General features: G+C 61.7%; 23 protein-coding genes. 12 read left to right on the top strand and 11 right to left on the bottom strand.

What is annotated here, in order from left to right:
- Positions 1-41: 41 nt before the first annotated feature.
- Genes LB519_RS06665 through LB519_RS06675 form a run of 3 tightly spaced genes read right to left on the bottom strand, consistent with a single transcriptional unit; the run spans position 42 to position 3107 of the window.
- The gene (locus tag LB519_RS06665; RefSeq protein WP_224619159.1) at positions 42-1211 is read right to left on the bottom strand and encodes a two-component system sensor histidine kinase NtrB; all 1170 of its coding nucleotides are present in this window, start codon (positions 1209-1211) and stop codon (positions 42-44) included.
- Between the two features lie 11 nt (positions 1212-1222).
- A complete protein-coding gene (gene kaiC, locus LB519_RS06670) occupies positions 1223-2710 on the bottom strand; it encodes a circadian clock protein KaiC (protein ID WP_224619161.1) in 1488 nt (495 codons plus the stop codon).
- Entirely contained in the window at positions 2697-3107 is a 411-nt protein-coding gene (locus LB519_RS06675; RefSeq protein ID WP_224619163.1) for a circadian clock KaiB family protein, read from the bottom strand. The genes kaiC and LB519_RS06675 overlap by 14 nt, the downstream gene beginning before the upstream one ends.
- 165 nt (positions 3108-3272) lie before the next feature.
- Here LB519_RS06675 and LB519_RS06680 point away from each other — a divergent pair, with 165 nt between their 5' ends.
- The 5 genes from LB519_RS06680 to cyoD all read left to right on the top strand — a co-directional run bounded on the left by LB519_RS06680 (position 3273) and on the right by cyoD (position 8338).
- Positions 3273-4016 (top strand): Crp/Fnr family transcriptional regulator, encoded by a 744-nt coding sequence (locus LB519_RS06680; protein ID WP_224619165.1) that lies wholly within the window; start codon positions 3273-3275, stop codon positions 4014-4016.
- A 206-nt stretch (positions 4017-4222) separates the two neighbouring features.
- Entirely contained in the window at positions 4223-5242 is a 1020-nt protein-coding gene (gene cyoA, locus LB519_RS06685; protein WP_224619167.1) for a ubiquinol oxidase subunit II, read from the top strand.
- Between the two features lie 2 nt (positions 5243-5244).
- On the top strand, positions 5245-7248 hold the full coding sequence (gene cyoB / locus LB519_RS06690) for a cytochrome o ubiquinol oxidase subunit I (protein WP_224619649.1): 2004 nt from the start codon (positions 5245-5247) through the stop codon (positions 7246-7248).
- Complete coding sequence (locus LB519_RS06695; RefSeq protein WP_224619169.1) at positions 7245-7931, top strand: cytochrome (ubi)quinol oxidase subunit III; 687 nt, start codon at positions 7245-7247, stop codon at positions 7929-7931. Before cyoB ends, LB519_RS06695 begins: the two co-directional genes overlap by 4 nt.
- Complete coding sequence (gene cyoD / locus LB519_RS06700; RefSeq protein ID WP_013895480.1) at positions 7928-8338, top strand: cytochrome o ubiquinol oxidase subunit IV; 411 nt, start codon at positions 7928-7930, stop codon at positions 8336-8338. Before LB519_RS06695 ends, cyoD begins: the two co-directional genes overlap by 4 nt.
- Before the next feature lie 78 nt (positions 8339-8416).
- On the opposite strand, the gene LB519_RS06705 is transcribed toward cyoD, so the two are convergent.
- Complete coding sequence (locus tag LB519_RS06705; RefSeq protein WP_224619171.1) at positions 8417-8833, bottom strand: hypothetical protein; 417 nt, start codon at positions 8831-8833, stop codon at positions 8417-8419.
- On the opposite strand from LB519_RS06705, the gene LB519_RS06710 reads away from it, so the two are divergent.
- The 3 genes from LB519_RS06710 (at position 8768) to LB519_RS06720 (ending at position 12193) form a co-directional block, all read left to right on the top strand.
- Complete coding sequence (locus tag LB519_RS06710) at positions 8768-9499, top strand: Crp/Fnr family transcriptional regulator (protein WP_411909234.1); 732 nt, start codon at positions 8768-8770, stop codon at positions 9497-9499. The genes LB519_RS06705 and LB519_RS06710 overlap by 66 nt on opposite strands.
- 262 nt (positions 9500-9761) lie before the next feature.
- The gene (locus tag LB519_RS06715) at positions 9762-10934 is read left to right on the top strand and encodes an MFS transporter (RefSeq protein ID WP_224619177.1); all 1173 of its coding nucleotides are present in this window, start codon (positions 9762-9764) and stop codon (positions 10932-10934) included.
- Positions 10935-11983: 1049 nt separating this feature from the next.
- Complete coding sequence (locus LB519_RS06720; protein ID WP_224619178.1) at positions 11984-12193, top strand: hypothetical protein; 210 nt, start codon at positions 11984-11986, stop codon at positions 12191-12193.
- Positions 12194-12396: 203 nt separating this feature from the next.
- Here LB519_RS06720 and LB519_RS06725 read toward each other — a convergent pair whose 3' ends face one another.
- Complete coding sequence (locus LB519_RS06725; RefSeq protein WP_224619179.1) at positions 12397-13593, bottom strand: MFS transporter; 1197 nt, start codon at positions 13591-13593, stop codon at positions 12397-12399.
- 177 nt (positions 13594-13770) lie between these two features.
- Between LB519_RS06725 and LB519_RS06730 the strand changes: the two genes are divergently transcribed.
- The gene (locus LB519_RS06730) at positions 13771-14706 is read left to right on the top strand and encodes a LysR family transcriptional regulator (RefSeq protein ID WP_224619180.1); all 936 of its coding nucleotides are present in this window, start codon (positions 13771-13773) and stop codon (positions 14704-14706) included.
- Positions 14707-15442: 736 nt separating this feature from the next.
- On the opposite strand, the gene LB519_RS06735 is transcribed toward LB519_RS06730, so the two are convergent.
- Positions 15443-17425, bottom strand: a complete 1983-nt coding sequence (locus LB519_RS06735; protein ID WP_224619181.1) for a BTAD domain-containing putative transcriptional regulator — start codon at positions 17423-17425, stop codon at positions 15443-15445.
- 151 nt (positions 17426-17576) lie between these two features.
- On the opposite strand from LB519_RS06735, the gene LB519_RS06740 reads away from it, so the two are divergent.
- The 3 genes from LB519_RS06740 to LB519_RS06750 are packed head-to-tail and all read left to right on the top strand — an operon-like array spanning position 17577 to position 20174.
- A complete protein-coding gene (locus tag LB519_RS06740) occupies positions 17577-18575 on the top strand; it encodes a DMT family transporter (RefSeq protein WP_224619182.1) in 999 nt (332 codons plus the stop codon).
- A gap of 48 nt (positions 18576-18623) precedes the next feature.
- Positions 18624-19325, top strand: coding sequence for a hypothetical protein (locus LB519_RS06745; protein ID WP_224619183.1), 702 nt, complete (start codon positions 18624-18626; stop codon positions 19323-19325).
- 42 nt (positions 19326-19367) lie between these two features.
- A complete protein-coding gene (locus tag LB519_RS06750) occupies positions 19368-20174 on the top strand; it encodes a DUF1194 domain-containing protein (RefSeq protein WP_224619184.1) in 807 nt (268 codons plus the stop codon).
- Between the two features lie 112 nt (positions 20175-20286).
- On the opposite strand, the gene LB519_RS06755 is transcribed toward LB519_RS06750, so the two are convergent.
- From LB519_RS06755 to LB519_RS06775, 5 genes are read right to left on the bottom strand one after another with little or no spacing between them, the layout of a single operon-like run.
- Positions 20287-20826: a DUF982 domain-containing protein gene (locus LB519_RS06755; RefSeq protein WP_224619186.1), complete on the bottom strand. Its 540-nt coding sequence runs from the start codon at positions 20824-20826 to the stop codon at positions 20287-20289.
- Positions 20730-21716 (bottom strand): ABC transporter ATP-binding protein, encoded by a 987-nt coding sequence (locus LB519_RS06760; RefSeq protein WP_224619187.1) that lies wholly within the window; start codon positions 21714-21716, stop codon positions 20730-20732. The genes LB519_RS06755 and LB519_RS06760 overlap by 97 nt, the downstream gene beginning before the upstream one ends.
- A gap of 8 nt (positions 21717-21724) precedes the next feature.
- The gene (locus LB519_RS06765) at positions 21725-22684 is read right to left on the bottom strand and encodes an ABC transporter ATP-binding protein (RefSeq protein WP_224619189.1); all 960 of its coding nucleotides are present in this window, start codon (positions 22682-22684) and stop codon (positions 21725-21727) included.
- Positions 22681-23652, bottom strand: coding sequence for an ABC transporter permease (locus LB519_RS06770; protein ID WP_013531725.1), 972 nt, complete (start codon positions 23650-23652; stop codon positions 22681-22683). Before LB519_RS06770 ends, LB519_RS06765 begins: the two co-directional genes overlap by 4 nt.
- Positions 23652-24668, bottom strand: coding sequence for an ABC transporter permease (locus tag LB519_RS06775; protein ID WP_013531726.1), 1017 nt, complete (start codon positions 24666-24668; stop codon positions 23652-23654). Before LB519_RS06775 ends, LB519_RS06770 begins: the two co-directional genes overlap by 1 nt.
- Between the last annotated feature and the right edge of the window lie 2 nt (positions 24669-24670).

The raw sequence follows: 24670 nt of genomic DNA on the forward strand, positions 1-24670 counted from the left end.
GGTCCCCCCCCGTGGGCCCGGATTTCGGGGCCCACTTTTTTTCAGCCGCGACGGATGCGGTGTGCCATTGCAGGCGCAGTGTTCAGACCGGTCTCGTCCTGCCTTCGCAGCGGGTCGTTTCCCGTGTTTGGCGCGCGGGGAAGAAAGAGATGAATGCTTGTTCCCTCGCCAACCTCACTCTCGATCCGAATATGACCCCCGGACTGCTTGATGAAACCGTAAACCTGGCTAAGCCCAAGGCCGGTCCCCCGTCCATCGGCCTTTGTAGTAAAGAACGGCTCGAACACCTGGGTCATGATCTCCTTGCTCATGCCGCACCCCGTATCGCTGACCGTGACCCGAACGAAAGAGGCAGCCAGAGCGGGCACCTCTTCAATGTCGCCGGGGGTATCGCTGGTCTCGATCGCCAGCGTGCCTGTGCCGGCCATCGCGTCCTTGGCATTCACAGCCAGGTTTAGGATGGCGACGTCCAGCTGATTGGCGTCGACGACGACAGGACCGAGTGCTGGATCCAGTTCAAGGTTGATACTGATCCCATTCCCCAGCGTCCGCTCCAGCAGCATCGTCATCGCTTCGATTCGTCCATTCAGGTCGATTGTCTGCGGACGCAGCGACTGTCCACGAGAGAACGCGAGCAATTGCTGCGTCAGCGCACCGCCGTTCTGGGTTCGCTTAAGCAACTCTTCGATCAGCATCGACGCGTTCGGATTGGCAGGATCCTCGCGCAGCTGCTTCTGAAGCAGTCGCAGCCCCGATTCGAACACCGCGAGCAGGTTGTTCATGTCGTGAACGATGCCGGCAGCGAGCCGGCCGATCGCTTCGAGCTTTTGCGACTGACGTCGATGCTCCTGCCGCGCGCGTTGCGCGGAAACGTCGCGAAGACTGGCAAGCAGTGCCGGCTTGCCATCCCAACTGAGCTCAACCGTCCGCATTTCCACGTCGGCTGGTGCTCTATCGGGCCGGTGGACGGTAATCTCCATCGTTTCGCCGGAGATGACGGGACGGCCGAGGGGGATGTGGACGAGATCGGCGACCGGACAGCCGAAAATCGCGGCTGCCGCCGGATTTGCATAAAGCACAGTTCCCAACAGACTGACGACGAGAACCCCGTCGGCCGTGTTCTCGATCAGCCGTCGAAAATCAAGTTGACTAATGCCCGTCAGAGTTGCATCGCCGTGTCGGTCTGAGACTTCGGCTGCGCTGCGCGCCATGTCGACGCTCCTCACGCCGGGGATGCGGCGGAATCGCCGAACACGTCGGGGGCGCCGTCGAAGGGCTGACCGAGATGCATGCCGGCACCGTCGATCGCGAAGCGTCGAATCTGCTTGTCATGCTCGCTGCCGCGCATTTTCAGCACCATGATTCCGCGATGCATGAAATCTCCCTCCTGGATGTACCGCAAGAGGATGATCGAGTCCGTAAGGGTTGAAATATGCTGTTCGCTGGCGCTCTGGCCGCCGACGAGCGACTTGTTGGTGGCCGTGCAAAGGCCGGCGATCTCGTGTTTCTTGATGAAGGAAGTGAGACTGATCAGGAACTCCCGGAAACCGGTCTCTGGCGCGATCCGTTCCAATGCCGACAGGCTGTCGATGGCGATCCGGTCAGGTTTGAACTCCTCAACGAGTTCGCGGACCATCAGCAGGTGGTCCGGCAAGTTCTGCGCTTCAGGGTAAATGCACACGATCTTCAGCCGGCCATCCGCCTCCATTGCCTCGAAATCGACGCCCCAGCCGCGCGCGTTGCGGAACAGCTGGCCACGGCTTTCCTCGTAGCCGACCAGCAAGGCACGTTCGCCGGCCGCCGCCCCGCCCGCCAGAAAGTTTGTCACCAGCAGCGTCTTGCCGGTGCCCGTCGCTCCGCTGACGAGAGTGACGCTGTCGCGGAAAAACCCACCGCCGCACATCCTGTCGAGTTCGGGATTGCCGCTCGTCACCCGCTTGGTGCTGGATTGCTGCTCGAGCCGCAATGAAGACAATGGCACCGCCACTATGCCTTGCTTCACGACGAGCGTGATCGGCACCTCGCCCTCGACGTGGCGGCTGCCCCGCATCTTGAGAACCTCGATCGTGCGCCTGCGCCGCTCGCGGTCCAGCGCGTTGCGCAAGATCACGACGTTGTCGGCGACGAACTCCTCGATCCGGTGGCGGGAGATATCGCCATATTCGCTGTTGCGTTCGGCGGTCATCAGCACCGTCAAGCCTTCCCGCTTGAGGGCTGTTGCGATGCGCAGGAGTTCCCGACGCACCGATGTCTGCTCGGCGACGAAATGGTCGAAGAGCTGGGTCACGGAATCCAGCACGATGCGCTTTGCCGCGGCGTGTCGCGCAGCGTGCAGGACACGCGTCAGCAGGCCCGACAAATCGAAATTGCCGATGATCATCTGGTCGTGGTCACGCGGGCTGGCGTCGACGAAAACCAGCTTGTTGTTCTCCCGCCAACCGCGGATGTCCCAGCCGAAGCTGGCCATGTTGACCTCGATCTCGGCCGGCGATTCCTCGAACGTGACGAAGACGCCGGGTTCGTCGCGCATTGTGATGCCGTGGGCGAGGAACTGTGTGGCAAATACTGTTTTGCCGCTGCCAGGCGTGCCGCCGACGATGGTGGTGCGCCCGCGCGGAAGGCCGCCCATCACAAGATCGTCGAAAGCCTCGATACCTGTCCTGACGCGTTCGAGCGCAGGATCGACGAGGATCTCTTCAGCTGTGGTCATAGCCGCTGTCCTTCTTGCGATAACCGAAATAGTCGAGAACCTGAGCGATGTTGCTGATGTCACCAATCAGCCGGCGTGGAGGGGTGGTTGACTCATCCGAGAGCGTCGGCGTCGCCAGAATGCCGGCCCTTTCCGCCTCTTCAGGATGCGCAAGGACGTCTACGACATGGATTTCAATACCGCCGGCCAATTCCTCCATTATCCTCAGACGGTTTTCCAGCGCCCGACGGGCACCCGGCGCATCGCCGGCGACATAGAGTCGAAGCAGGCCGTTGGCCCCTGGATTGGACCGGTGACTGACGCTCATTTTCACGCCTTGCTGCAGGGGTCGCAGTTTCAGCGTGCACGAGGCGCCACGCCGCGTAATGCAGTCGCCGGCATTTTTCTTCCTCAGCAAACGTCGGTCTGCCTGGAAGCCGATGCACCGCGGCTCGCGCTCGGTGAGGCCTGGATCAGCGCCCCTATGTAATTTGTAGATAGCCGCGCCCGCTCCGTCTGCGCACTTGTGAACATTTCCGCGCGCCGGTCGTTGTAAATGCCGCCATTTGGAAAGAGGAGTGCGATGGCAAACCCGCGAGAACGATCAGCTCCGATCGGGAACAACCTGCTTCGGGCTCTCAGAGCCGACGACTGGCAAATCCTGCAGCCGAGGCTCGAGCAATGGTCGGCGCCCGCCGGGACTTTGCTGCACGAGCCAGGCGATGCGGTCCGCTACGCCTATTTCCCTCGCGGATCGGCCCTGGTCTCCTACCGTGTTGTGTTGAGCGACGGGCGAGCGATCGAGACTGCACTCATCGGTCGTGAAGGAGCGGTCGGCGGCATCGTCAGCCAAGGCAGACTTCCGGCGTATGCACGGGCCGAAGTTCAACTCGGTGGCTCGTTCTTCAGGATCGACCTGCAACATCTTGAAGGAGCCAAAGAGCGTTCCTTGACGTTGCGCCACCTGTTTGCCCGCTATGCCGATTGCCTGATGGCGCAGGTATTCCAGTCCGTCGCCTGCAGCGCAGCACATTCGATCGAACAGCGAACGGCAAGATGGCTGCTGGCCGCGACAGAACGCACGGGAGCCGAAGACCTGGCGGTGACGCAGGAACAGCTTGCAACGATGCTGGGGGTCGGCCGCTCATATATGAGCCGGGTCATTCGCGACCTGAGGCAGCGTGGCGTCATCGAAACTCGGCGTTCCCGGCTTGCGGTGCGCAATGCAGAAGGACTGCGCTCGCTCGCCTGCGAGTGCAATAAGGCCGTCAGCCGCCATTTCAATGATGTTTTGGAGGGTGTCTATCCGGCGGGGAAAACGGGTTAGCGGTGCGGCGGGCGTCTCGCCGAGGAAACGACAATAAGGCCCCAGCGGTCTTCGCCACCCGGTCTTGACCTCCACTTTTGCGCCGAAGCCGGGCAGATCACCAATGGCATGGACCGGCGGAACAAACTCGGGAGGCGCCGGTTAGGGCGTCCGGCGGAGGGCGGCACCCGGCCGTGCATTGAAGTTGCGTCATGGGAAGAGGTCAGATGGAAAGCGCGAAGAACGCGCGCCCCAAGGACGCGTCCTCTCCAGGATTGCTGGCCGAGCCAGTGTTGTTGCCATCCAGCCCCAAGCCGGGGCGGCAACTGCTCTGGGTCCCGGCAATCGCATTCTTGCCCGGCTGCGCGGGAGGTGTGCTCGACCCGCAAGGACCCATTGGCTCGGGCAACCGCACGATCCTCTTGAACTCACTGGCGGTGATGCTGGTGATCGTTGTCCCGACGCTTGTTGCGCTCCTGGCCTTCGCATGGAAATTCCGCGCCTCGAACAGCAACGCGCGCTATGACCCGGAGTTCACCTATTCGGGGCGCATCGAGTTGATCGTCTGGTCGATCCCGACGCTCACTATCCTTTTCCTTGGCGGGCTGATCTATTACGGATCGTACCAGCTCGATCCGCGCAAGCCGATCCCTTCCGCGCAGCCGCCGCTTGACATCCAGGTGGTGGCGCTCGACTGGAAATGGCTATTCCTCTATCCCGAGCAGGGCGTGGGCGCGGTCAATCAATTGGTCATCCCCGCCGGCGTTCCAGTGCATTTCAAGCTGACCTCGGCCAGTGTGATGAACACGTTCTTCGTGCCCCAGCTTGGCAGCATGGTTTACGTCATGAACGGCATGCAGACCGAGTTGCATCTGCAGGCCGACCGCGAGGGCAGCTTTTACGGCCAGTCGGCGCACTTCAGCGGCGACGGCTTCTCGGACATGAATTTCAGCGTGAGCGCGGTGCCAGCCGATGCCTTCGCCCGCTGGGCGTCGTCGCTGCGCGGCGGCGGCGGCGTGCTCAACGCCAATGCCTATCGCGAGCTCGCCCGGCAAAGCACCAACGTGCCGCCGTCCACGTTCGGCCATGTTCAGCCCGGGCTGTTCGATGCCGTCGCTCAGCAGACATTGACCCCGGGTCCGGGGCCCGCTGAAAGTGCAGCCGGCGGCGAGCCACAGGTGAGCCCAAAGGCATTGCCCGCGGCGGCGGCGACCGGGCATCATCCACAGGCAGAAGGGGCGCAATGACGATGCTGGGCAAGCTCGACTGGTCGGCCATTCCCTTCGATCAACCCATCCCGCTCGTCGCGGCTCTCGGCGTCTTTCTGGCAGCGGCCGCCGTGCTTGGCTGGATAACGGTGAAGGGCTACTGGCCCTATCTGTGGAACGAGTGGATAAGCTCGGTCGACCACAAGCGCATCGGCGTGATGTACATTGTGCTGGCGATGCTCATGCTTCTGCGTGGCTTCATCGATGCCATCATGATGCGCACGCAACAGGTGCTGGCGATCCACGGGCCGGGCTACCTGCCGCCGGAGCATTACGACCAGATCTTCTCCGCGCACGGCACGATCATGATCTTCTTCGCGGCGATGCCTTTCATGATCGGCCTGATGAATTTCGCCGTACCGCTGCAGCTTGGCATACGCGATGTAGCCTTTCCGACGCTCAACTCCGTCAGCTTCTGGCTGACGGCTTCCGGAGCCCTGCTGGTCAACATCTCGCTTGTCGTCGGTGAGTTCGCGCGCACCGGCTGGCTGCCCTATGCCCCCTTGTCGGAGACAACCTACTCGCCGGGCGTCGGTGTCGATTACTATCTTTGGTCGATCCAGATCTCCGGCGTCGGCACGCTGCTTACCGGCGTGAACCTGGTGACGACCATCCTCAAGATGCGTGCGCCTGGTATGGGCTACCTGCGAATGCCGATGTTCTGCTGGACCTCGCTCGCGTCCAACCTGCTCATCGTCGCCGCCTTCCCGATCCTCACCGCCACGCTGGCGATGCTGACGCTGGACCGCTATCTCGGCTTCCATTTCTTCACCAACGAAGGCGGCGGAAATCAGATGATGTTCGTCAACCTGATCTGGGCCTGGGGCCATCCCGAGGTCTACATTCTGGTGCTTCCCGCCTTCGGCATCTTCTCCGAGGTCTTCTCGACATTCTCGTCAAAGCCGCTGTTCGGATACCGTTCGATGGTCGCGGCCACGATGTTCATCTGCATCGTCTCGTTCATGGTCTGGCTGCATCACTTCTTCACCATGGGCGCCGGAGCAGACGTCAACGCCGCCTTCGGCATTGCCACGTCGGTCATCGCCGTCGGCACCGGGGTGAAGATCTACAACTGGCTCTTCACCATGTATGGCGGGCGTATCCGCTTCGACACGCCGATGCTTTGGGCGCTGGCCTTCGTGACCACCTTCACCGTCGGCGGCATGACTGGCGTTCTGCTTGCCGTCCCACCGGCCGATTTCGTGCTGCACAATTCCCTTTTCCTCGTGGCGCATTTCCACAATGTCATCATTTCGGGCGTGCTGTTCGGCGCGTTCGCCGGCTTCACCTACTGGTTTCCCAAGGCGTTCGGCTTCCGCTTGCACGAAGGCTGGGGCAAGGCCGCATTCTGGGTCTCCTTGGCCGGCTACATGCTGGTCTTCGTGCCGCTCTATATCGTCGGTCTGCTCGGCATGACGCGGCGCCTGCAACATATCGATATGGATCTGTGGGCGCCATGGCTGGTGGTGGCCGCGTTCGGCGTGCTGGTGATGATCGCCGGCGCCGCACTGCAGATCATGCAACTGGCCGTTTCGATCCGACATCGCGATAAACTTCGCGACGAGACAGGCGATCCATGGGACGGGCGTTCACTGGAATGGTCGACATCCTCCCCTCCCCCCGTCTTCAACTACGCGCGGCTGCCTTACGTCGAGGATGAAGAGCCCTACTGGCGCATCAAGCAACAAGCAAGGGAGGAGAAGAGGCCCGATGCGGAGGAAGCATACGAGCCTATCGAGATGCCGCGCAACAGCCCGACAGGCTTCGTCACCGCCTTCTTCAGCACGCTGATCGGCTTCGCGCTGATCTGGCACATATGGTGGCTGGCAATCGTCGGCTTCATCGGCGCCTACGCAACCTTCGTCGTCTTCGCCTGGCGCGATCATGGGGATTATGAGATTCCCGCCGAAGAGGTCGCGCGCATCGACGAGGGCCGCAAGGTCGCGCAGTTTGCCTGGTTGCGCAGAAGGGAGCGCCCGGCATGAGCGATCACGCTTTACCCGGCGACTTCGGCGCGGGCACCCAGACACGAGACCCCTATCGGCTTGGTCACGGCGGCCGGCCCGGCGTGCGCTCCGCGACCGGCCACGGAGAAGGCGGCCCGGCGTCGAAATTCGTCACCGTGGCATATGGCTTCTGGATCTTTCTGCTGTCTGACATCATCATATTCTCGGCCTTCTTCGCGGCGTATGCCGTGCTTGCCAAGGCGACCGCCGGCGGACCGACCGGCAAGGAATTGTTCGAGCCCACCCGCGTTGCGGTGCAGACGGGCCTTCTGCTCACGTCGAGCTTCACCGGTGGCCTGGCAACGCTCGCGACCGATCGCAGATCGATGGCTGCCACGCAGGCTTGGCTGCTCGTCACCGGATTGCTCGGGGCAGCCTTCCTGTTTCTGGAGGTGCAGGAATTCGCGGCGATGATCGGCGAGCAGGCGGGGCCTTCGCGCAGCGCATTTCTATCAGCCTTCTTTGCCCTCGTTGGCTGCCACGGCACCCATGTCGGGCTCGGCCTGCTCTGGCTGGGCACGATGATGGCGCAGCTGTGGGTCAAGGGTTTTCGGTCGGATATTTTGCGGCGGCTCCACTGCTTCGGGCTTTTCTGGCACGCACTCGACATCATCTGGGTCGCCATCTTCACCCTGGTCTATCTGTTGGGAGCATCGCCATGACCGACATCGAGAGCGGGCCCGGCGAGATGCAGGATCGCCGCGATTCCGCACCGGGCGAGGAACGCATAACCGAGCACGAAGTGGCTGGAGGGCTGTTGGGCTATGTGATCGGCTACGGCCTGGCCATCCTGCTCACGATCGCGTCATTCCTGGCGGCTCAAACCGACCTGATTTACCAGCCGGCGGTGATCTCGGCCCTGGTGGTGCTCGCGGTCGCTCAAATGGGTGTGCATCTCGTCTTCTTTCTGCACCTGACCACCGGGCCGGACAACACCAACAACATTCTCGCCCTGGCCTTCGGCGTGCTGATCGTTGCGCTGGTGGTCCTGGGATCGGTTTGGATCATGGCCCACCTGAACGAGAACATGGCCGCCATGACGGCCCATCAAGCCGGAACAATGCCTTGAACGACCTGCACCCTCCCAAGGCACGGTCACCGAAGCCCATTTTCCTGAATCCGACAGTCCGGAGCGCCCTCCTCCAGTTCATCTGGCCGGCACTAGGGCGTCTTTCTTGCGTGCCGGCGGCCTGCGACGAGCACGCCGCTTGGCAATGGCCTTCAGCGCCACCGCAGGATCCCTCGATAGCGCTCCGGTCACCGCGGCGACCATGTCGAGCGCGATGAAATCGGCATTGATGTCATTGCCCGTTTTACCGGCTGTCTCGCCGTGATCTTCGCCGTTTCCTCCCCAGAACACCACGCCCACCCGTATCGCTGGATTGATACGTTTTATGCAGCGCACCATAAAACGTGCATGTTTGACGGAGTTGCGGTTTAGGAACCCGATCACGACAGCGTTGAGCCCTCCCAGCTCCAGCCGGCGAATGCCCGCCGGATGCAGATCTACGAAACTGGCCTTCGACGTCGCCGCGCCTTGGATCAGCAGGATCTGCGCCAGCATCGCGGCGGCCGCGTCGTCGAGTTCGCCGCGCCCGCCGGGACTTTGCTGCACGAGCCAGGCGATGCAGTCCGTTATGCCTACTTCCCTCGCGGATCGGCCCCGGTCTCCTATCGTGTCGTGCTGCGCGACGGGCGAGCGATCGAGAGTGCGCTCATCGGTCGTGAAGGAGCGATCGGCGGCATCGTCGGCCAGGGCAGGCTCCCGGCGTATGCACGGGCCGAAGTTCAACTGGGCGGATCATTCTTCAGAATCGACCTGAACCATCTCGAAGAGGCCAAGGAGCGTTCCTTGACGTTGCGCCACCTGTTTGCCCGCTATGCTGATTGCCTGATGGCGCAGGTATTCCAGTCCGTCGCCTGCAGCGCGGCGCATTCGATCGAGCAGCGAACGGCAAGATGGCTGTTGGCCGCGACAGAACGCACGGGAGCCGAAAACCTGACGGTGACACAGGAACAGCTTGCAACGATGCTCGGGGTCGGCCGCTCCTATCTGAGCCGTGTCATTCACGAGCTAAGGCGGCGTGGCGTCATCGAAACCAGGCGATCTCGGCTTGCGGTGCGCAATCCAGAAGGACTGCGCTCGCTCGCGTGCGAGTGCAACAAGGCCGTCAGCCGCCATTTCAATGATGTTTTGGAGGGTGTCTATCCGGCGGGGAAAACAGGTTAGCGGTGCGGCGGGCGTCTCGCCGAGGAAACGACAATAAGGCCCCAGCGGTCTTCGGCACCCGGTCTTGACCTCCACTTTTGCGCCTGTGCCGATGCCGCTCGTGCTGGGCGCCCCTCCGGCTTAACCTTGCCGTCAGTGCGATGATACACAGGAACACGGTAGCGTGTCGAAGCCGCTTCCGCGAGGCTGGTTTCTAAGTGGAAGGAGCATGGTCCGCCAGATCTCCCTATGACGCGAGGCGCTTCCGTGGCAGAATTTTGGCATGGCACGTCTCGGCCCGCTGCTGGCGTTTTTAGCGCTCTATGCTGCAATTTACGCGGCATTCGGGACAGCGTCCCCGTTCTGGCCACGGTACTTTGAGGCGCGTGGCCTGACACCTGAAGAGCTGGGTGTTCTGTTCGGGTTAGGCAACGCCGCCCGGCTGATCGCCGGACCGCTCGCGAATCGACTTGCAGACATTTTCGGCGCTCTCCGTGTCACCCTGGCGGTTTGCATCGGGATCGCGGTGGCGGGGACGATTGGGCTGGCTGCCGTGCAAGGTCTGTTTCTTCTGCTGCTCGTTTATCTCACGCAGTCAGCCGGGCTGGCACCGATCACGACCCTCGCCGATGCACTTGCGGCGGGCGCGTCGGTGCGCGAGCCGGGTTTTGAGTATGGCTGGGTGCGAGGTGCGGCATCGGCCGCCTTCGTTGTTGGCACCCTCGCTGCTGGCCAGGTGGTCGGAATCTTCGAGCTGGATGCGATTATTTGGATGTACGCCGCGCTGCTTGCCGCAGCGCTGGCAGCCGCAGCACTGGTGCCTGAATCAGACACCAACGCCGAGCGGGCTGCCGATCCGGTCGGGCAAAGCGTAATGGGCGGGCTGCGCGAGCTGCTCGATGTTCCGACTTTCCGGCGCATGGTGGTGATTGCGGCGCTGATTTATGGCAGCCATGCGATGCATGACATCTTTTCGGTCATCCGCTGGACAGCGGCCGGGGTTGGCACGGCAGCGAGCAGCATACTTTGGTCGGAAGCCGTTGCAGCGGAGGTGGTGGTGTTCGTTTTGGTCGGGCCGATCCTGCTGCGCCGGCTTGGCGTGGCCGGTGCCGCTGCTCTGGCCGCCGTGGCCGGAATCCTGCGCTGGGTCGTGGAAGCGGGAACGGCGGCGGGCTGGATGCTTGCGTTCGTGCAACCGCTTCACGGCATAACTTTCGCACTGCTGCATCTTGCCTGTATGCGTGTTATCGCCAGCAGTGTCCCCGCACATCTTGCCGCAACCGCGCAGGCCCTCTACGCGATAGGCCCAGGGCTCGCCACCGTCGGCCTTGTCTGGGTATCAGGTCAGCTATATGGAGCTTACGGTCCCCCCGCGTTCCTCGTGATGGCAGGACTGTGTGCGCTGTCCCTTCCGCTAGTGATTGGACTGCGCGAAAGGCCCCCGTCGCCGGATTGACACAGGCGCACCTGCCTCTTCCCCGCCGCTTCAGCAAAACCAGGCGGACCGGCACTTCCGCATGCACCGGAACGCCCCTGAAGATCACGGCCAAGATGGACGAATTTAAATTGCTTTGGGGTGACCGCAGGTGCCTCACCATTCAATTGTCGAGTTGATGGGCGAGATCAATGAGCGGCAGAAGGCGGAGTTCTTGGGCAGTGCGACCTCGGTTAGAGGCCGAACGGTTCCGGCCAGCTGATGGGAACAGCAGCGGCGTCGGTGAAGCCTTCAGACCCGGTGCCGTTCCGGAAGTATCGATGATGTGTTCGGACCGATCGTAGCCAGCGTCGACGAAGCTGTGGAGGCTCTACGGCGGATAGCTCGTCTCGATCGCGCACGGGTCCGGGAAACTTTTGAAAAGCGGTTCTTGGTCGGGCGCATGTGTCGCGACTGTATGGCGATCTATCGCTCGCCCGCAGGCAACAAGCGATTTGCAAATTTGTGGGTCGGAGACAAATTTCGGGGGAACATTGGTTCCTTATTGTCGTTCATTCGACCCCGGACGCATTTATGGCTGACCCATTCGGTCGCTCGTCCGCCGCTCGATCTTGGCAAGGCGGACTGTCGTTGGACGATGAAAATGGAGGAAACTATGATACGCACTGTTATAGTCGCCGCCGCACTGGTAGGCTTGTTGGGTGCTCCCGCAATTGCTGCGACGCACTATTGGGTCGCCAAGGACACGAGCACCAAGACATGCACGGTGGTCTCTATGAAGCCCGACGGAGTTAAGATGACGGCTGTCGGCAAGAAGACCTACTCGAGCTATTCCAGTGCAGACAAAGCTCTGAGGGCATCGGCCGCGTGCAAGAGCTGACAAGCATATGTGACCTGGCCTTTTTGCCGCGCCGTAATTGTCGCTGATGCCGCGCTTTCCGGCTTTCGGCTGCGTTCCATATCGAGGCTATTTGTCTCGCCCATGGTCTATGGCCGCTAAGCCGTTAGCTGTCGAGGGAGGCGCAATCTACGGCTGGCGTCGTCAGCGGTATGTCTGCCTATAAGGCGGCATGAAGACCACAGCGACTTACGATTCGGAGGCAGGCACTTTCACGATCGAGAAAGACAAATGGCGAGGGACCTTCTCGATTGCCGACTTGCCGAAATGGCTGCACTTCTACCGCCAGCAGCAGGAGCGATACCCCGCTCACGCGCATTCCTATGGGTCAGACGTGGAGGCGCTTGAGGGCCTCGCCGTCATACTAGCCTGTGGCCAGTAACCAGCTATCCACCATGGCTGCATCCTAATTGAAGGCGACACAATCGCGCTAACGTGGCGGTGCTCCAGAGCGCCTGTATAATCACCGCCAATTTGCGCGCCACTGCGAAACGAGCGTCTGATGTTGCGCCCCTGACTTCAGAGGCTGAGGAAACGAAGGTCCACTTCAAGCGAACACAGACGGGTACTCAGGATGTCCTGCTGTTACGAGTTTCCGATGTTCCGGATGGGTGCGCGGCAAACGGGGAACAGCACCAGCAGGATGATGGCCGCATCGATCCAGAGGACCCTGTTCACGCCCATCGTATCGACGATCTGACTGCTCGCGAGGGTACCCACGGAGATCGCAAGATTGAAAACGAAGCAGTAGATGGCCGTCGCAGCTTCCGGGCTTTTTGATGCTGCACCCAGCATCCACGTCTGCAGCGTGACGGGAGCCGCACCATACGCGAAACCCCACACCAGCAGCAGGATGGATCCTGTGAGCGGCGTGACGCCGAGCACCGGGAAGAGAGCCAGCGTGGCCCCGAGCCCAATGACGATACAGCCCAATGTGCGACCCACGGATTTTGCGGCCCAGAAGCCTGCGACGGCGTTGCCAATCATTCCCAGAACACCATAACCCAACAGGAGCCAACCAACGCTGCTTGCGCTGACGCCCACGACGTCCAGCAAAACCGGGCTCACGAAGGTGTAGGCACCGTAGTGGGCAGCCACCACCAGTGCGGTCGCAACCACACCCGCCGTGAGGGCAGGATTGCGCAACTGTGCACGCAGGGCTTTCATCTCCACAGGGTCCGCCGCCTCGAGCTTCGGAAGCACGAGCAGTGCGGCGAGCAGAATGGCAAAGCTCAGGGCGGCGAGAGACCAGAACGCGCCGCGCCAGCCGACTAGATGGCCAATGATCGCACCGGCAGGCACACCCAGCACCGCAGCGGCACTGACACCGCCGAAGACGATCGTCAGGGCACGCGGCACGGACGGTCCAGGGACGAGGCGGACCGCGATACTTCCAGCGATCGCCCAAAAGCCACCGATGGTGATCCCGACGAGCAGCCTGGACGCGAGCAGCACGGGAAAGCTTGGCGCGAGTGCCGAAATCACGCTCGCCGCGGCCATCACCGCGAGCAGGCCGGCCATCAGAATACGCCGGTCAAGCCTGCCCACCGCCAATGGCAAACCGATAGAAGCGAAAGCGGCGATTACACCCGGTATCGTTACCGTGAGACCGCCACTCCCAACAGAGACATTCAACTCAGAAGAAATTGCCGGGATCAGCCCTACAGGCAGTTGCTCCGCGGTGATCATCGAAAAAATACCCATCGAAACAGTGAGCACGCTGAGCCACATGCGCACAGTGGCTCCCCGTTCCTCCTGAAGGACTGCTTTGGTCACAGACATGATCACCTCCAGCCCGCGCGAAAGCACTCGACGCCAGCGTTTCCCGGGCAACGTTAGGGAGACGGATCGGCGAATTGATCCGCGTTTCCTGCGAAATAATCTGTGCATTGCGAATTGATAATTGAGGCAAACATGGATGGTGAATTCACGAACCGTGAATGAAGGAGGTGATCGCAGTTGGACCATCTGACCAGCATGACCGTGTTTGCCAACGTCGTCAGCGAAGGCAGTTTCGCTGGAGCGGCAAAGCGAATGCGACTATCTCCAGCGGCCGTGAGCAAGCATGTCCATTTGCTGGAGGAGTGGCTTGGCGCACGCCTTCTCAATCGGACGACCCGGCGTATCAGCCTGACCGAGGTCGGCGCGTCGGTCTACGAACGCAGTCTGCGCATCCTGGAAGATGTCGAGGATGTTCGTACGAGCGCAGCTGAGAGCCATGCACGTCCGACCGGCTCACTGCGCGTCAGCGCGCCGATCTCCTTCGGAGCGCTGCACCTGGGTAAAGTCGTTGCGGAATACCTTGCGGCCTATCCGGAGGTGTCGGTTGAGCTGGTGTTGGACGACCGCGTCGTTGATATCGTGGAAGAGGGACTGGACGTCGCGGTACGCATCGCTCCACTCACGGATTCCAACCTTATCGCTCGCCGGATCGCCCCCTCCTGGGAGGTCATCTGCGCTTCGCCCGAATATATAGACAGACGCGGACGTCCCACCAAACCGTCAGATCTCCAGGACCATGACTGCCTGGACTACGCGTTGCGCGCTGGCCGCGGAAAATGGCGGTTCGACGGGCCGGAGGGTGAAGTAGCGGTGAAGGTCAGCGCACGGATGACGGCGACGAACGGGCAGCTCCTGCGCGATGCGGCGCTGAGTGGAGCAGGCATAGTACTTGGTCCTACTTTCCTTCTTGGCGAAGCCGTCCGTTCGGGCTGGTTGGAGATAGTGATGCCACTGTTCAAGCCGGTAGGGCGGTCGATATACGCGGTGTACCCATCACGAAGGCATCTTTCCGCCAAAGTACAGAGCTTCGTGACGCTTCTAGCCGACCGTTTCGGCGAGAACCCACCTTGGGACAATTGGAACGTGGCGAGTGGCGTTGACAACCCGGACTGAGTGAGCGGGACATCCCTTCACCCAGCCTTCACCTCCACGCCATCGTGACTAGAGGCACCCGGATGTGCCCTAGCGCCAACCACGTTGACTCACGCCAGGCCGCTACCCGGTGCCAAGCCGGCAAGTATATGGCGAGCAAGCGAGCCACCGGTCCATCGGTGGGGTCGATAACAAAATAATCACTTACCTTCAAAGGCGCGCCACTTCTGCGGCGTGCGCAAGAGAGCACAGTTCGGCCGGACGCGCCGTATCGGACAAAAAGAGGCACGGATATCGCAGCGAAGGTCCGCAATGGGACGGTCAATGTTGTCGGCAAAAGAGCGTCAAAATAGGGCTGTCGGCGGCTCCGTCGCGGGAACGAAAAAAGAAGAGAAGCAGAACTTCCGTGTGCTATTTTTGCACACAGAAGCTCGTAACTAGCTGATTTTATTTATGTATCCGCCCGATCCATCATGGGCGCTATGGCTATCCTAAACCTTTGATAATCTTTCATGCTTCATAACTTCGACAGGTTGGATCGCGTCGTACGGACTCTATCACGCGCCATGATAGGCCCAAGCCGCAAATTCGGCGGATGACTGGCCGGCGCGACGGCGTGCGGCGCCGAATACCTCAATCGCAGGGTGGCGTATAGGTCGACCTGGCCGGAAATGCCAACGCGTCGTCTGCTTTCGATGCCTGGGCGGAGGACGGAACCCTCCAGCTTCGTATGACGGTGTCTGCGCCAACGATGTGGCTAGGAACTGGGAAGGCCAGCCCTCGACAGCATCTCAAGGAACCGGGAATGATGATGATCCTTTACATAGCGCGGCACAAAGCCAGGGCAGACATTGCTCAGATTGAGATGCGGAAGTTGTGACAGGCAATGGTGGATGGCCCGGGACGCTTCTTCGTTGTTTCCGGTGGCCGATGCGGTCGCGGCCCAATAAAGGGCGCCGCGAACGAAGCCAGGCTTTGTCCTGACCACTTTGCGGGCGGCTTCGAGCGCCCGCTGGTTGTCTCCGCCAGCGAAGAGCGCCACAACCAGGCCGTGGTGGCGCCAGAAGTCGATGACATCGTGCGTTCCGAGCCGGATTGCTTCGTTGGCCTCACGCACCGCTTCGTCGACCTGTCCGCGCAACGCAAAGAGCATCGAAATATCGCCGTGGCCAGTCGGGTAGCTTGGGTTGAGGCTGATCGCGTGGCGGCATTCGGCGATCGCCTCGTCGATGCGACCGCAACTTTCGAGAGCGAACGACAGAATACATCGGGCAATTTCATCGTCCGGTACCGCCCGCACTGCGGCTTCCGCAAGCTCGACCGCACGCTCGATCACCCCACGCTCCCGAGGCAGCGCACCAAACGCCACGCCCATGGATATTACGATCGAGAGCGTCCGCTTTGCACGGGCATTGTCGGGACCTATCGAGAAGGCCCTCTCGGCAAGCTCTATCCCGACCAAAAGTGAGTCCCGAGTCATCTCAAAATATTTCATGAGGGCTTCGTTCACCAGCCTGCGCACTTCAGGGATCCCTGGCGGGCTTTTGTCTCTAACCTTCCAGTTGGTCAGTTGAAGTTCGAGGATCACGGCAAGAACAACAGATTGTGCGATCCTGTCCTGGAATTCGAGCGCGTTCTCGGAGTGGCCGTCGAACTTCTGGGCCCAGACGTGGTGGCCGCCGGCGGCATCGACGAGCTGGACATTCACCCTCAACCCATTGCCGGATCTCTGGACGCTGCCGCTGAGCATATATCGCGCCCGGAGTATCCCTGGTGTCTTGGCTTCTTCGCCTGGGCCGCTCTTCTCGGACGGAAGCGCGGCGAGCACGACATAGTCGGCCACTCCGGAGAGGGCTGTCGTGATGTCCTGGACAAGTCCCTTGGCGAAAAAGTCGTCGCCTTGCTTTCCGGTCAGATTAACGAAGTCGGCAACGCTGATGGACGGACGCCCAAGGCGCTGGCTGGACGGAACACCATTTGTCGACTGCACATTTGAAGCGTCGTCGGCGGCAAGCAACAGAGATTGCCAAAGCGCCCGCGTTTCAGGGCCGGCTTCGACGCCGAACTCCTTCTTCAGCATGCTTCTGCAAGCTTCGTATGTCCTGATTGCCCTGTCGCGTTGGCCACATGCGAGCAGCAATTCCATCTTGAGCCGATAGGATTCTTCCCGTGTCGGTTCCATGGTCAGAATACGATCGGCCAGGATCAGCCCGGCATCGGGGTCGACGAGACGGGCCAGTTTTTCGAAGGACTCAAGCGCGCGGCCGAGCAGCCTGTCGCGTTCCGATGTGATCCAGTCATCGAACGCATTGCTTCCCAGATAAAGCCCGTCGAGGAAGGGCCCGGTGTAGTTCGCCAAGGCCTTCGCCAGCTCCTGGGCGGAACGGGCCGAGAGACCCGTTTCGAACTTCTCCGCGTCAACTTGAACCAGCTCTGGCCTCAGGGCGATCAACTCACCGCTGGAATGGATGAGATCCACCCCCTCTCGCGCCAGATCCTGGCGCAGGACACTGAGGGCCTGCCGAAGGCTGTTGCGCGAATGTTCAGCGTCGCTGTCGCCCCATAGGAGGTCAGCCAGCCTCTCCCGCGTCGCCGCCATGCCCGGACACCGGGCCAGATAGGCGATGATTGCCGGCCCTCGTTTCCCGGTCAGCCGAAGCGGGCCGGCCGTTTCATTTTCAATCCGGAAACCGCCGAAGAGTGAGATTCTATTTGCAGCGCCGCTGTCCTCACTTTGCATTTGCTATCCCAGCCTGACGAAATCCTAACTCAAAACTAACGCTTCGCAACAGTCGGCCTTCGCGCTCAAGCGCTGCCGTAACGGCAGGCTGTTTAGGCTTTGCTAAATTAAGGCGACCAAGTCAACGAAAGGCTTGGTTCGAGGGGGGCGCGTGTCCAGGACAAGAGCCAATTTGCTGCTGCTGTTTGCAGCCGCTTTGTGGGGCTTCGGCAATGTCTCGCAAAAGATGGTGCTTGTGCATCTCGACGCGCTGAGTGCTGTGGGTCTGCGATGCCTGATCGGCGGGCTGCTTGTGCTGCCCTTTGTCTTCATGGAGAAGCGGCTTCCGCTCGGGCCGGACTATTTTTCCAGCTTGGCCAAGGTGGGCGCACTGTTTGCCATCTCCATCACGCTCCAGCAGCTTTGCTATCTCGGGGCCTCCGTCACCAATGCGAGCTTCCTGGTAAGCACGGCAACGGTAATGACACCGCTGGCCGCCTGGTTTCTCGTAGGCGAACGTCCGACAGCGAGTCTCACAATCGCCGCCGGATTGACCCTTGTTGGAGCCCTGCTGTTGTCGGGTGGGATAGCCGGGTTCAGCAGTGGCGATCTTACCGCTGTCCTCTCGGCTGCCTGCTATGCGCTCTGGGCAGTCGAGCTGGGCCGGCACATGCAGGTGCATGCGCGGCCGTTCACCGCTGCCGCGACACAGTTCTTCGGCGCCGCAGCCTTCGCCCTGCCGCTCGGTGCAATGCAAGGCAATCTGTCGCTGGCCGCCGCATTCGCAGCCGGCCCGGAACTGGCGATCCTCGGCGTGTTCTCCACTGCGATTGCCTTCGGCATACAGACGGTTGCCCTCCGCTTTACGCCGGCCAGCCACGCCGCCGTGATCGTCAGCGCAGAAAGCGTTTTCGGGGCGCTGGGCGCGGCAATCTTTCTCGGCGAGCGGAGCTCGTCCGCGAGCGTCTTGGGTGCCGGCATCATCCTGGGTGCGATCCTGTCCGTTGCAATGTCGAACCGAGCGCCGCAGGCACGCACGTCCTTGCGAACCGCTTCGGTTCAACCCTTCGACGCGGCCCCTGCCTTTGCAGCTGCCGCCGCAAATTGGGCGGGCGATCGTCATCCCAACAATTCAGGTCCAGTGGAGGAATGTGATGGCCCTTGCCGGTGATGCGAAACGTATTCCAGACCCGGCCGGACTTGTCGCGGGGGCGCAGTGATGGATGCGCGGACAATCCTTCTTCCGGTCGCACATTTGGTATCGGCGCTTCGCGCCCGCATGAAGGGACCGGGCGGCTACTACAACAGCGGCAATGCGCTCGGCCTCATTGTCGGTCTGGCGATCCAGATTGCCACCGCGCCGGTCGGCCTGCATGAAGGAAGCAGCGTCACCATGGCGGTGATCGAATATTTCGCTGGCAGCCATGGCACTGTTGCGCTGACCTTGACCACCCTGGTCTTCTTCTGGGGCGGCGAGGCCTATCACCGGGCCTGGGCAAGGCCGGATGCTCCCGATCCCGCCCTCAACCGTCTGGGCGACTTCCTGTCGGGCCTGGGTGCGATTGGGCTCGGCATTGCCCTGTTGCTGCTCGGCGATCCACTGCTTGCGGCGACCTCCGGCCTGCTGCATGCGCTGGGCAAATTCGGCAGCACCTTTCACAGGCCCGGCACGCCAATTCCGATGTGGCCGGCCGCTTGGCCCGATCCGTTCCGCAGTGCGGTGCTCGCCAGCCGGTTGCCGGCAATGCTGGCGACGACAGTGGCCCTCGCCCGCGCTTTGCCTGAGGTCTGGTGGAGCGGCTCTTTCGCGGCCCTCGCCATGCCACTGACCTTGCTCGGCTGTTATCTCTTGTGGACCAAGGCCGATCTGCTGCTCTTCGGCGTGGGCACCAAGGCCACCCGCCAGATTTCCACATGTTGAACCCGCTTTTTGAAACGACCGGATGTCGAGATGGAGAATGACATGTTTGGCAGTGTGTATCGTCAGGACGCCGGCCCCCCATCCTTTCGCAAACGGCTGCGGATGACAGGCTGGGGCAGTCTCCTGACGCCGGCCGGTTCAATCTCGAGAATGACAGGCATACTTGCAGCTTCGCTGTTTTGGGGGGTCTCTGCCCATGCCGCGAACGTTGACGTCGCCATCGTGTTCGCGGTCGACTTTTCGTCATCCATTGATCCGAAGATCGCCGATATGCAACGCGAGGGACATGCCGCGGCACTCACCTCGCCAGAGATCATCGCCGCCATCAGCCGGAATTATGTTGGTTGCATCGGCGTTGCCTATTTTGAGTGGTCGAGCCCCGGACACGCGCGCGTCGTGCTGCCGTGGACAAGCATCTGCGGACTGGAAGATGCCGAAGCGGCGGCTGCGGTGATCAGCAGGAAAGGCGATACCGGCTTCATCCGCAGAGGGCGTGGCGGAACATCCGTCTCCTCGGCTATCGACATCGGCAGTCTCCTGCTCGACCAGTTCCCAGGAAAGGCCGCAAAGAAAGTCATCGATATCTCCTCCAATGGCGAGAACAACGACGGGCTTCCCGTCCAGCCGAGCAGGTCGAACGCCATAGCCAAGGGATATACGATCAATGCCATCGCCATCCCGACGGAGGATGAGAATCCCGACCAACCTCTGGCATCCTATTTTGCCAAATCGGTCATTGGCGGTTCCCAGGCCTTCGTCATGACGCCGAAGGGGCCAGACGACTACACCATGGCGCTTCGCCGCAAGCTCGTGACTGAAGTAAGCATGAACGACGACCGTCCGCTGTGAAAGTGCGCCATGTAGGACGAACTTTCGAGGCCCCATCCCGGAGCGCATTGCACAACGAGATCCCCGCGCCGCTGCAGCGCGAGAGACCTTGTAGGACCGTCAGGACAACAGCCTATCGCCGCAATGCGTGCACGCTTGCCTTGCCTTCGCCGCCTACCGGCAAAGCCATGTCATCGTCGAGAAGGCGCGTGATGCGGGCAAAGCCGGTGAACGCTTTCCTTGCTTCCTCGGCCGACATCTGGCCCGACAAAGCGGCCGAGCAACAGTTCAGCGCGCACTGATAAACCGGACCACGCCGTCCCGTTGGCCATTTCCGCAAGAACATCATGGCTTCGGCAACACTATCGATTTCTTCCGCAGGGTGTCCTTGCCCGCGCGAAATCCGCACGGGCGAAAAGAAATGCAATTGATCCATCGTTTCCTCCCGGTCGACCGCAATGCGCTCGATCGAACCCCACCAAACGCACCAACAGCCGGTTGGTTCCAGCCAAAAAATGGAATTTTTTGAGAAATCTGTCAGGCGAAGGCGATCACCTGTGCGGTGGTGAGTGTCGCCTACATCGTCGGAAAGTGGCAGGCGACTTTGCGACCGGGTTGGTATTCCCGCAACTGCGGCCGCTCCGAACGGCAGCGCTCCGCCGCGATCGGGCATCGGGGATGGAAACGGCAGCCGGTTGGAGGGTTCAGAGGGCTCGGTACGTCGCCGGTGAGGATGATGCGCTTGCGCGTCCCGCTGGGCGTCGTCTCCACGATAGGAACCGCCGAGATCAGCGCCTGGCTATAGGGATGGGCCGGTGCTGCAAACACTTCTTCCGCCGGCCCTTCTTCGACGATCGAGCCGAGATACATGACCGCTATGCGGGTTGAAACCTGACGTACCACCGACAGGTCGTGGGCGATGAAGATGTAAGTGAGATTGAGCTTCTCCTGCAGATCGGCAAGCAGGTTGACGATTTGCGCCTGCACCGACACGTCGAGCGCGGAGACGGGTTCGTCGAGGACCACGAGGTCCGGGTTCAATGCAATAGCCCGCGCGATGCCGACGCGCTGGCGTTGCCCGCCGGAAAATTCGTGCGGAAACCGCATGACGTGATCCGGCAGCAGGCCGACAAGGTCGAACAGTTCCGCCACGCGTCTGGTGATCTCGCTCGACGAGAGCCTGCCATGGATGCGCAGCGGCTCGGCCACCAGGTCGCCGACGCGCCGGCGCGGATTGAGCGATGCCGACGGATCCTGGAAAACCATTTGCAAGCGGCGCCGGAGCGGCCTGAGTTCGGACAGCGACTTCGAGGTGATATCGTTGCCTTCGAACAGAAGCTCGCCGTCCGATATGTCGTAGAGCCTCACCAGGCAGCGCGCCAGCGTGGACTTGCCGCATCCGGATTCGCCGACCAGGCCGACCGTCTCGCCGCGCCACACGGTCAGGGAAACATTGTCGACCGCATGAACGGTTCGCTTGCCTTCGGCGGAAAAACGGCTGCCGATGGAAAAGCGCTTGCCCAGCGAACGCGTCTCGATAATGGGGCGGTTCTTGTCGGTCATCGATCCGCTCATGCGTGTGCCACCCTGAAGCACGCCGCGGCATGAGTGCCGCTCCCGAGGTCGGGTTTGCCGGCCTCGCAGGGCTCATAGTGAACTGGGCACCGCGGACCGAACGCACAGCCCTGCGGCAATCGCAGCAATGACGGCGGCGAACCGGGAATAGCCGGCAGGCGGCGTGGTTTTTCGCCGGTCAGCGGCGGGATCGAACCGAGCAGCGCGCGCGTATAGGGGTGTCGCGGATCGGAAAACAGCTCCGCGCGACTGCCGCGCTCCACCACGCGGCCGGCATACATGACCATGACCCGGTCGGCGAGTTCGGAGACCACGCCCATGTCATGCGTGATGAAGACCACCGCCGACTTGTGCGTCGCGCGTAGCTTGCGCACCAGATCGAGAATGCCGGCCTGTACGGTGACGTCGAGCGCCGTGGTCGGTTCGTCAGCCACCAGCAACGCCGGATTGCAGGACAAAGCCATTGCGATCACCGCCCGTTGACGCATGCCGCCGGACAGTTGGTGCGGGTAGCGCGACATCGCCTCGTGCGGGTTCGGAAAATTCACCTCGGCCAGCAATTCCTCCACGCGCTCCATCGCCTTGGACTTGCTGATGTTGCGATGCGCGCGGATCTGTTCGGCGATCTGCCAGCCGATCGTGTAGACAGGTGTCAACGCGGTCATCGGATCCTGGAAGATCATCGCGATCTCGTTGCCGCGCAGCCGCCTCAGTTCGCGCGCGGGCAGTCCCACCAGTTCGCGGCCCTTGTAACGGATCGAGCCTTCGATGGTGGCGTTGGGATCGGTGATCAGACCCATGACGGCCAGCAGCGACACGGTCTTGCCGGAACCGGACTCACCGACGACGCCGAGGATCTCGCTCTCCTCGAGGTCGAAGGAAACGCCATCGATGGCCCGCACCAGGCCATCATTTGTGCGGAAGGATACTTTGAGGTCGCGCACCGACAGTATCATGATGTCCTCAGGCGCGGATCGAGAAGGATGTAGACGAAATCGACGACCGCATTGGCAACAACCACGAACATCGAAGCGTACATCACCGTTGCCATGATCATCGGCAGATCGAGATTCTGCAGCGCGTCATAAGTGAGCTTGCCGATGCCGTGCAGCCCGAACACCACCTCCGTCAGCAGGGCCGAGCCTCCGACCAGCGCACCGAAATCCAGGCCGAACAAGGTGACGAAGGCGATGAGCGACGTGCGCAAGGCATGGCGCAGCAGGATGCGGGTCTCCGACAGGCCCTTGGCCCGGGCCGTACGGATATAGTCCTCCTGCAGGGATTCGATGATCGCCGCGCGCAGCACGCGCCCATAAATGCCGATGTAGAGAATGGACAGCGTGATCCACGGAATGACCAGGGTCAGGAACCAGCCCTTTGGATCGTCGGAGAAGTTCTTGTAGCCGAGCGGCGGCACCCAGGAGAACGCCCAGCTGTCGTGGTAGCGGCTCTGGGTGATCAGGTTCATCACCTCGCCCAGCCAGTACACCGGCATCGAAATACCGAGCAGCCCTAGCGCCATCAGCAGCTTATCCAGCCAGCTGCCGCGCGTGGCGGCGGCGGCGATGCCGATGATGATGGAGACGACCACCCACAGGATCGCCGCTCCGAACACCAGCGAGAGCGTGACCGGGATCGAATCCATGACCGCCGGCACCACCTTCCAGCCACGATTGACGAAGGAGGTCAGATCGCCGGTGACGAAGATCTTCTCCATCATCGTCACATATTGCACGTAGAGCGGCCGGTCGAAGCCGAAGCTGTGGCGTACCGCCTCCAGCACTTCGGGCGATGCATTGCGGCCGGCGATGCGCGCCGCCGGATCGGAGCCCGGCGTTGCGAAGAAAATCAGGAAGACGATGACCGAGATGCCGAACATCACGAACAGCATCTGGCCGAACCGGCGCAGGATTGCGTAGATCATCAGTCGCGCCCCAGCCGAACCTTGGAGCGCGGGTCGAGCGCGTCGCGCAGACCGTCGCCGAAGACATTGAGCGCCATGACGGAAACCGCGATCGCCAGGCCCGGCACCAGCGCCACCAGTGGCCTGGTGTAGAGCAGCGCCTGTCCGTCCTGGATAATGGTGCCCCAGCTCGCGGCCGGCGGCTGCACGCCGATCGAAAGGAAGGAAAGGGCCGATTCCGTCAGCATGTTCAGCGCCATCATCAGCGGCACGAAGACGATGAGCGTGGTGGTGACGTTGGGCAGGATGTCGCGCCACAGGATGCGCCATCCCGGTACGCCCAGATTGATCGCGGCGAGCACGAATTCGCTTTTGCGTAGTGCCAGAACCTGCCCGCGTATCGGACGAGCCACATAGGGCACGTAGACGATACCGATGATGATGACAGGCAGCCACAGACTGCCGGACTCGATCTGGATCGGTCCTATCGTGATGCCATGCGCGATGGTGACGATGGAGAGCGAAATCGCCAGCAGATAAATGGGGAACGCCCACAGTATGTCGAGGAAGCGCGACAGCACCGTGTCGGTGACGCCGCCGAAATAGCCGGCGATCAATCCCGCCGCCGTGCCCAGGATCAGGGTGAAGATGGTTGCTGCTCCGGAGATCAGCAACGAGCTCAGCCCGCCATAGAGCATCCTGGCCATGACATCGCGCCCCTGGCTGTCGGCGCCGAGGAAGTAATTGCCCAGCCGCCAGGTCGGGCCGAGCGGTGTGTAGCCAAGCCCGAGCCCCTCAGTCGACTGTTCCATCACCGGAACGTCGACGCCGTCGATCTGGATGACGGCGTCGAGCGTCGAGGCGAATGGGTCCACGCCGGCCCATTTCGCATAAAGAGGCGCACTGAGGCAGGCAAGGACGATGAGGAGGAACACGGCCAGCGACGCCATGGCAGCCCTGTCCCTTGCCAGCTTCGCAAACGCGACGGCCCAGGGCCCTCGCGTTTTGCGCGGCGCGGCGACAGCTACGTTCGACACGG

The organism is Mesorhizobium sp. AD1-1 (genome assembly GCF_020164655.1).
Classification (GTDB): Bacteria; Pseudomonadota; Alphaproteobacteria; order Rhizobiales; family Rhizobiaceae; genus Mesorhizobium; species Mesorhizobium ciceri.

Excerpts from the sequence above, each read along its gene's own strand:
- LB519_RS06665 (WP_224619159.1), bottom strand. The coding sequence starts at position 1,211 with ATGGCGCGCAGCGCAGCCGAAGTCTCAGACCGACACGGCGATGCAACT.
- kaiC (WP_224619161.1), bottom strand. The coding sequence starts at position 2,710 with ATGACCACAGCTGAAGAGATCCTCGTCGATCCTGCGCTCGAACGCGTC.
- LB519_RS06680 (WP_224619165.1), top strand. The coding sequence starts at position 3,273 with ATGGCAAACCCGCGAGAACGATCAGCTCCGATCGGGAACAACCTGCTT.
- cyoA (WP_224619167.1), top strand. The coding sequence starts at position 4,223 with ATGGAAAGCGCGAAGAACGCGCGCCCCAAGGACGCGTCCTCTCCAGGA.
- cyoB (WP_224619649.1), top strand. The coding sequence starts at position 5,245 with ATGCTGGGCAAGCTCGACTGGTCGGCCATTCCCTTCGATCAACCCATC.
- LB519_RS06695 (WP_224619169.1), top strand. The coding sequence starts at position 7,245 with ATGAGCGATCACGCTTTACCCGGCGACTTCGGCGCGGGCACCCAGACA.
- cyoD (WP_013895480.1), top strand. The coding sequence starts at position 7,928 with ATGACCGACATCGAGAGCGGGCCCGGCGAGATGCAGGATCGCCGCGAT.
- LB519_RS06710 (WP_411909234.1), top strand. The coding sequence starts at position 8,768 with ATGCAGATCTACGAAACTGGCCTTCGACGTCGCCGCGCCTTGGATCAG.
- LB519_RS06705 (WP_224619171.1), bottom strand. The coding sequence starts at position 8,833 with ATGCTGGCGCAGATCCTGCTGATCCAAGGCGCGGCGACGTCGAAGGCC.
- LB519_RS06715 (WP_224619177.1), top strand. The coding sequence starts at position 9,762 with ATGGCACGTCTCGGCCCGCTGCTGGCGTTTTTAGCGCTCTATGCTGCA.
- LB519_RS06720 (WP_224619178.1), top strand. The coding sequence starts at position 11,984 with ATGAAGACCACAGCGACTTACGATTCGGAGGCAGGCACTTTCACGATC.
- LB519_RS06725 (WP_224619179.1), bottom strand. The coding sequence starts at position 13,593 with ATGTCTGTGACCAAAGCAGTCCTTCAGGAGGAACGGGGAGCCACTGTG.
- LB519_RS06735 (WP_224619181.1), bottom strand. The coding sequence starts at position 17,425 with ATGCAAAGTGAGGACAGCGGCGCTGCAAATAGAATCTCACTCTTCGGC.
- LB519_RS06745 (WP_224619183.1), top strand. The coding sequence starts at position 18,624 with ATGGATGCGCGGACAATCCTTCTTCCGGTCGCACATTTGGTATCGGCG.
- LB519_RS06750 (WP_224619184.1), top strand. The coding sequence starts at position 19,368 with ATGTTTGGCAGTGTGTATCGTCAGGACGCCGGCCCCCCATCCTTTCGC.
- LB519_RS06755 (WP_224619186.1), bottom strand. The coding sequence starts at position 20,826 with ATGCCCGATCGCGGCGGAGCGCTGCCGTTCGGAGCGGCCGCAGTTGCG.
- LB519_RS06760 (WP_224619187.1), bottom strand. The coding sequence starts at position 21,716 with ATGACCGACAAGAACCGCCCCATTATCGAGACGCGTTCGCTGGGCAAG.
- LB519_RS06765 (WP_224619189.1), bottom strand. The coding sequence starts at position 22,684 with ATGATACTGTCGGTGCGCGACCTCAAAGTATCCTTCCGCACAAATGAT.
- LB519_RS06770 (WP_013531725.1), bottom strand. The coding sequence starts at position 23,652 with ATGATCTACGCAATCCTGCGCCGGTTCGGCCAGATGCTGTTCGTGATG.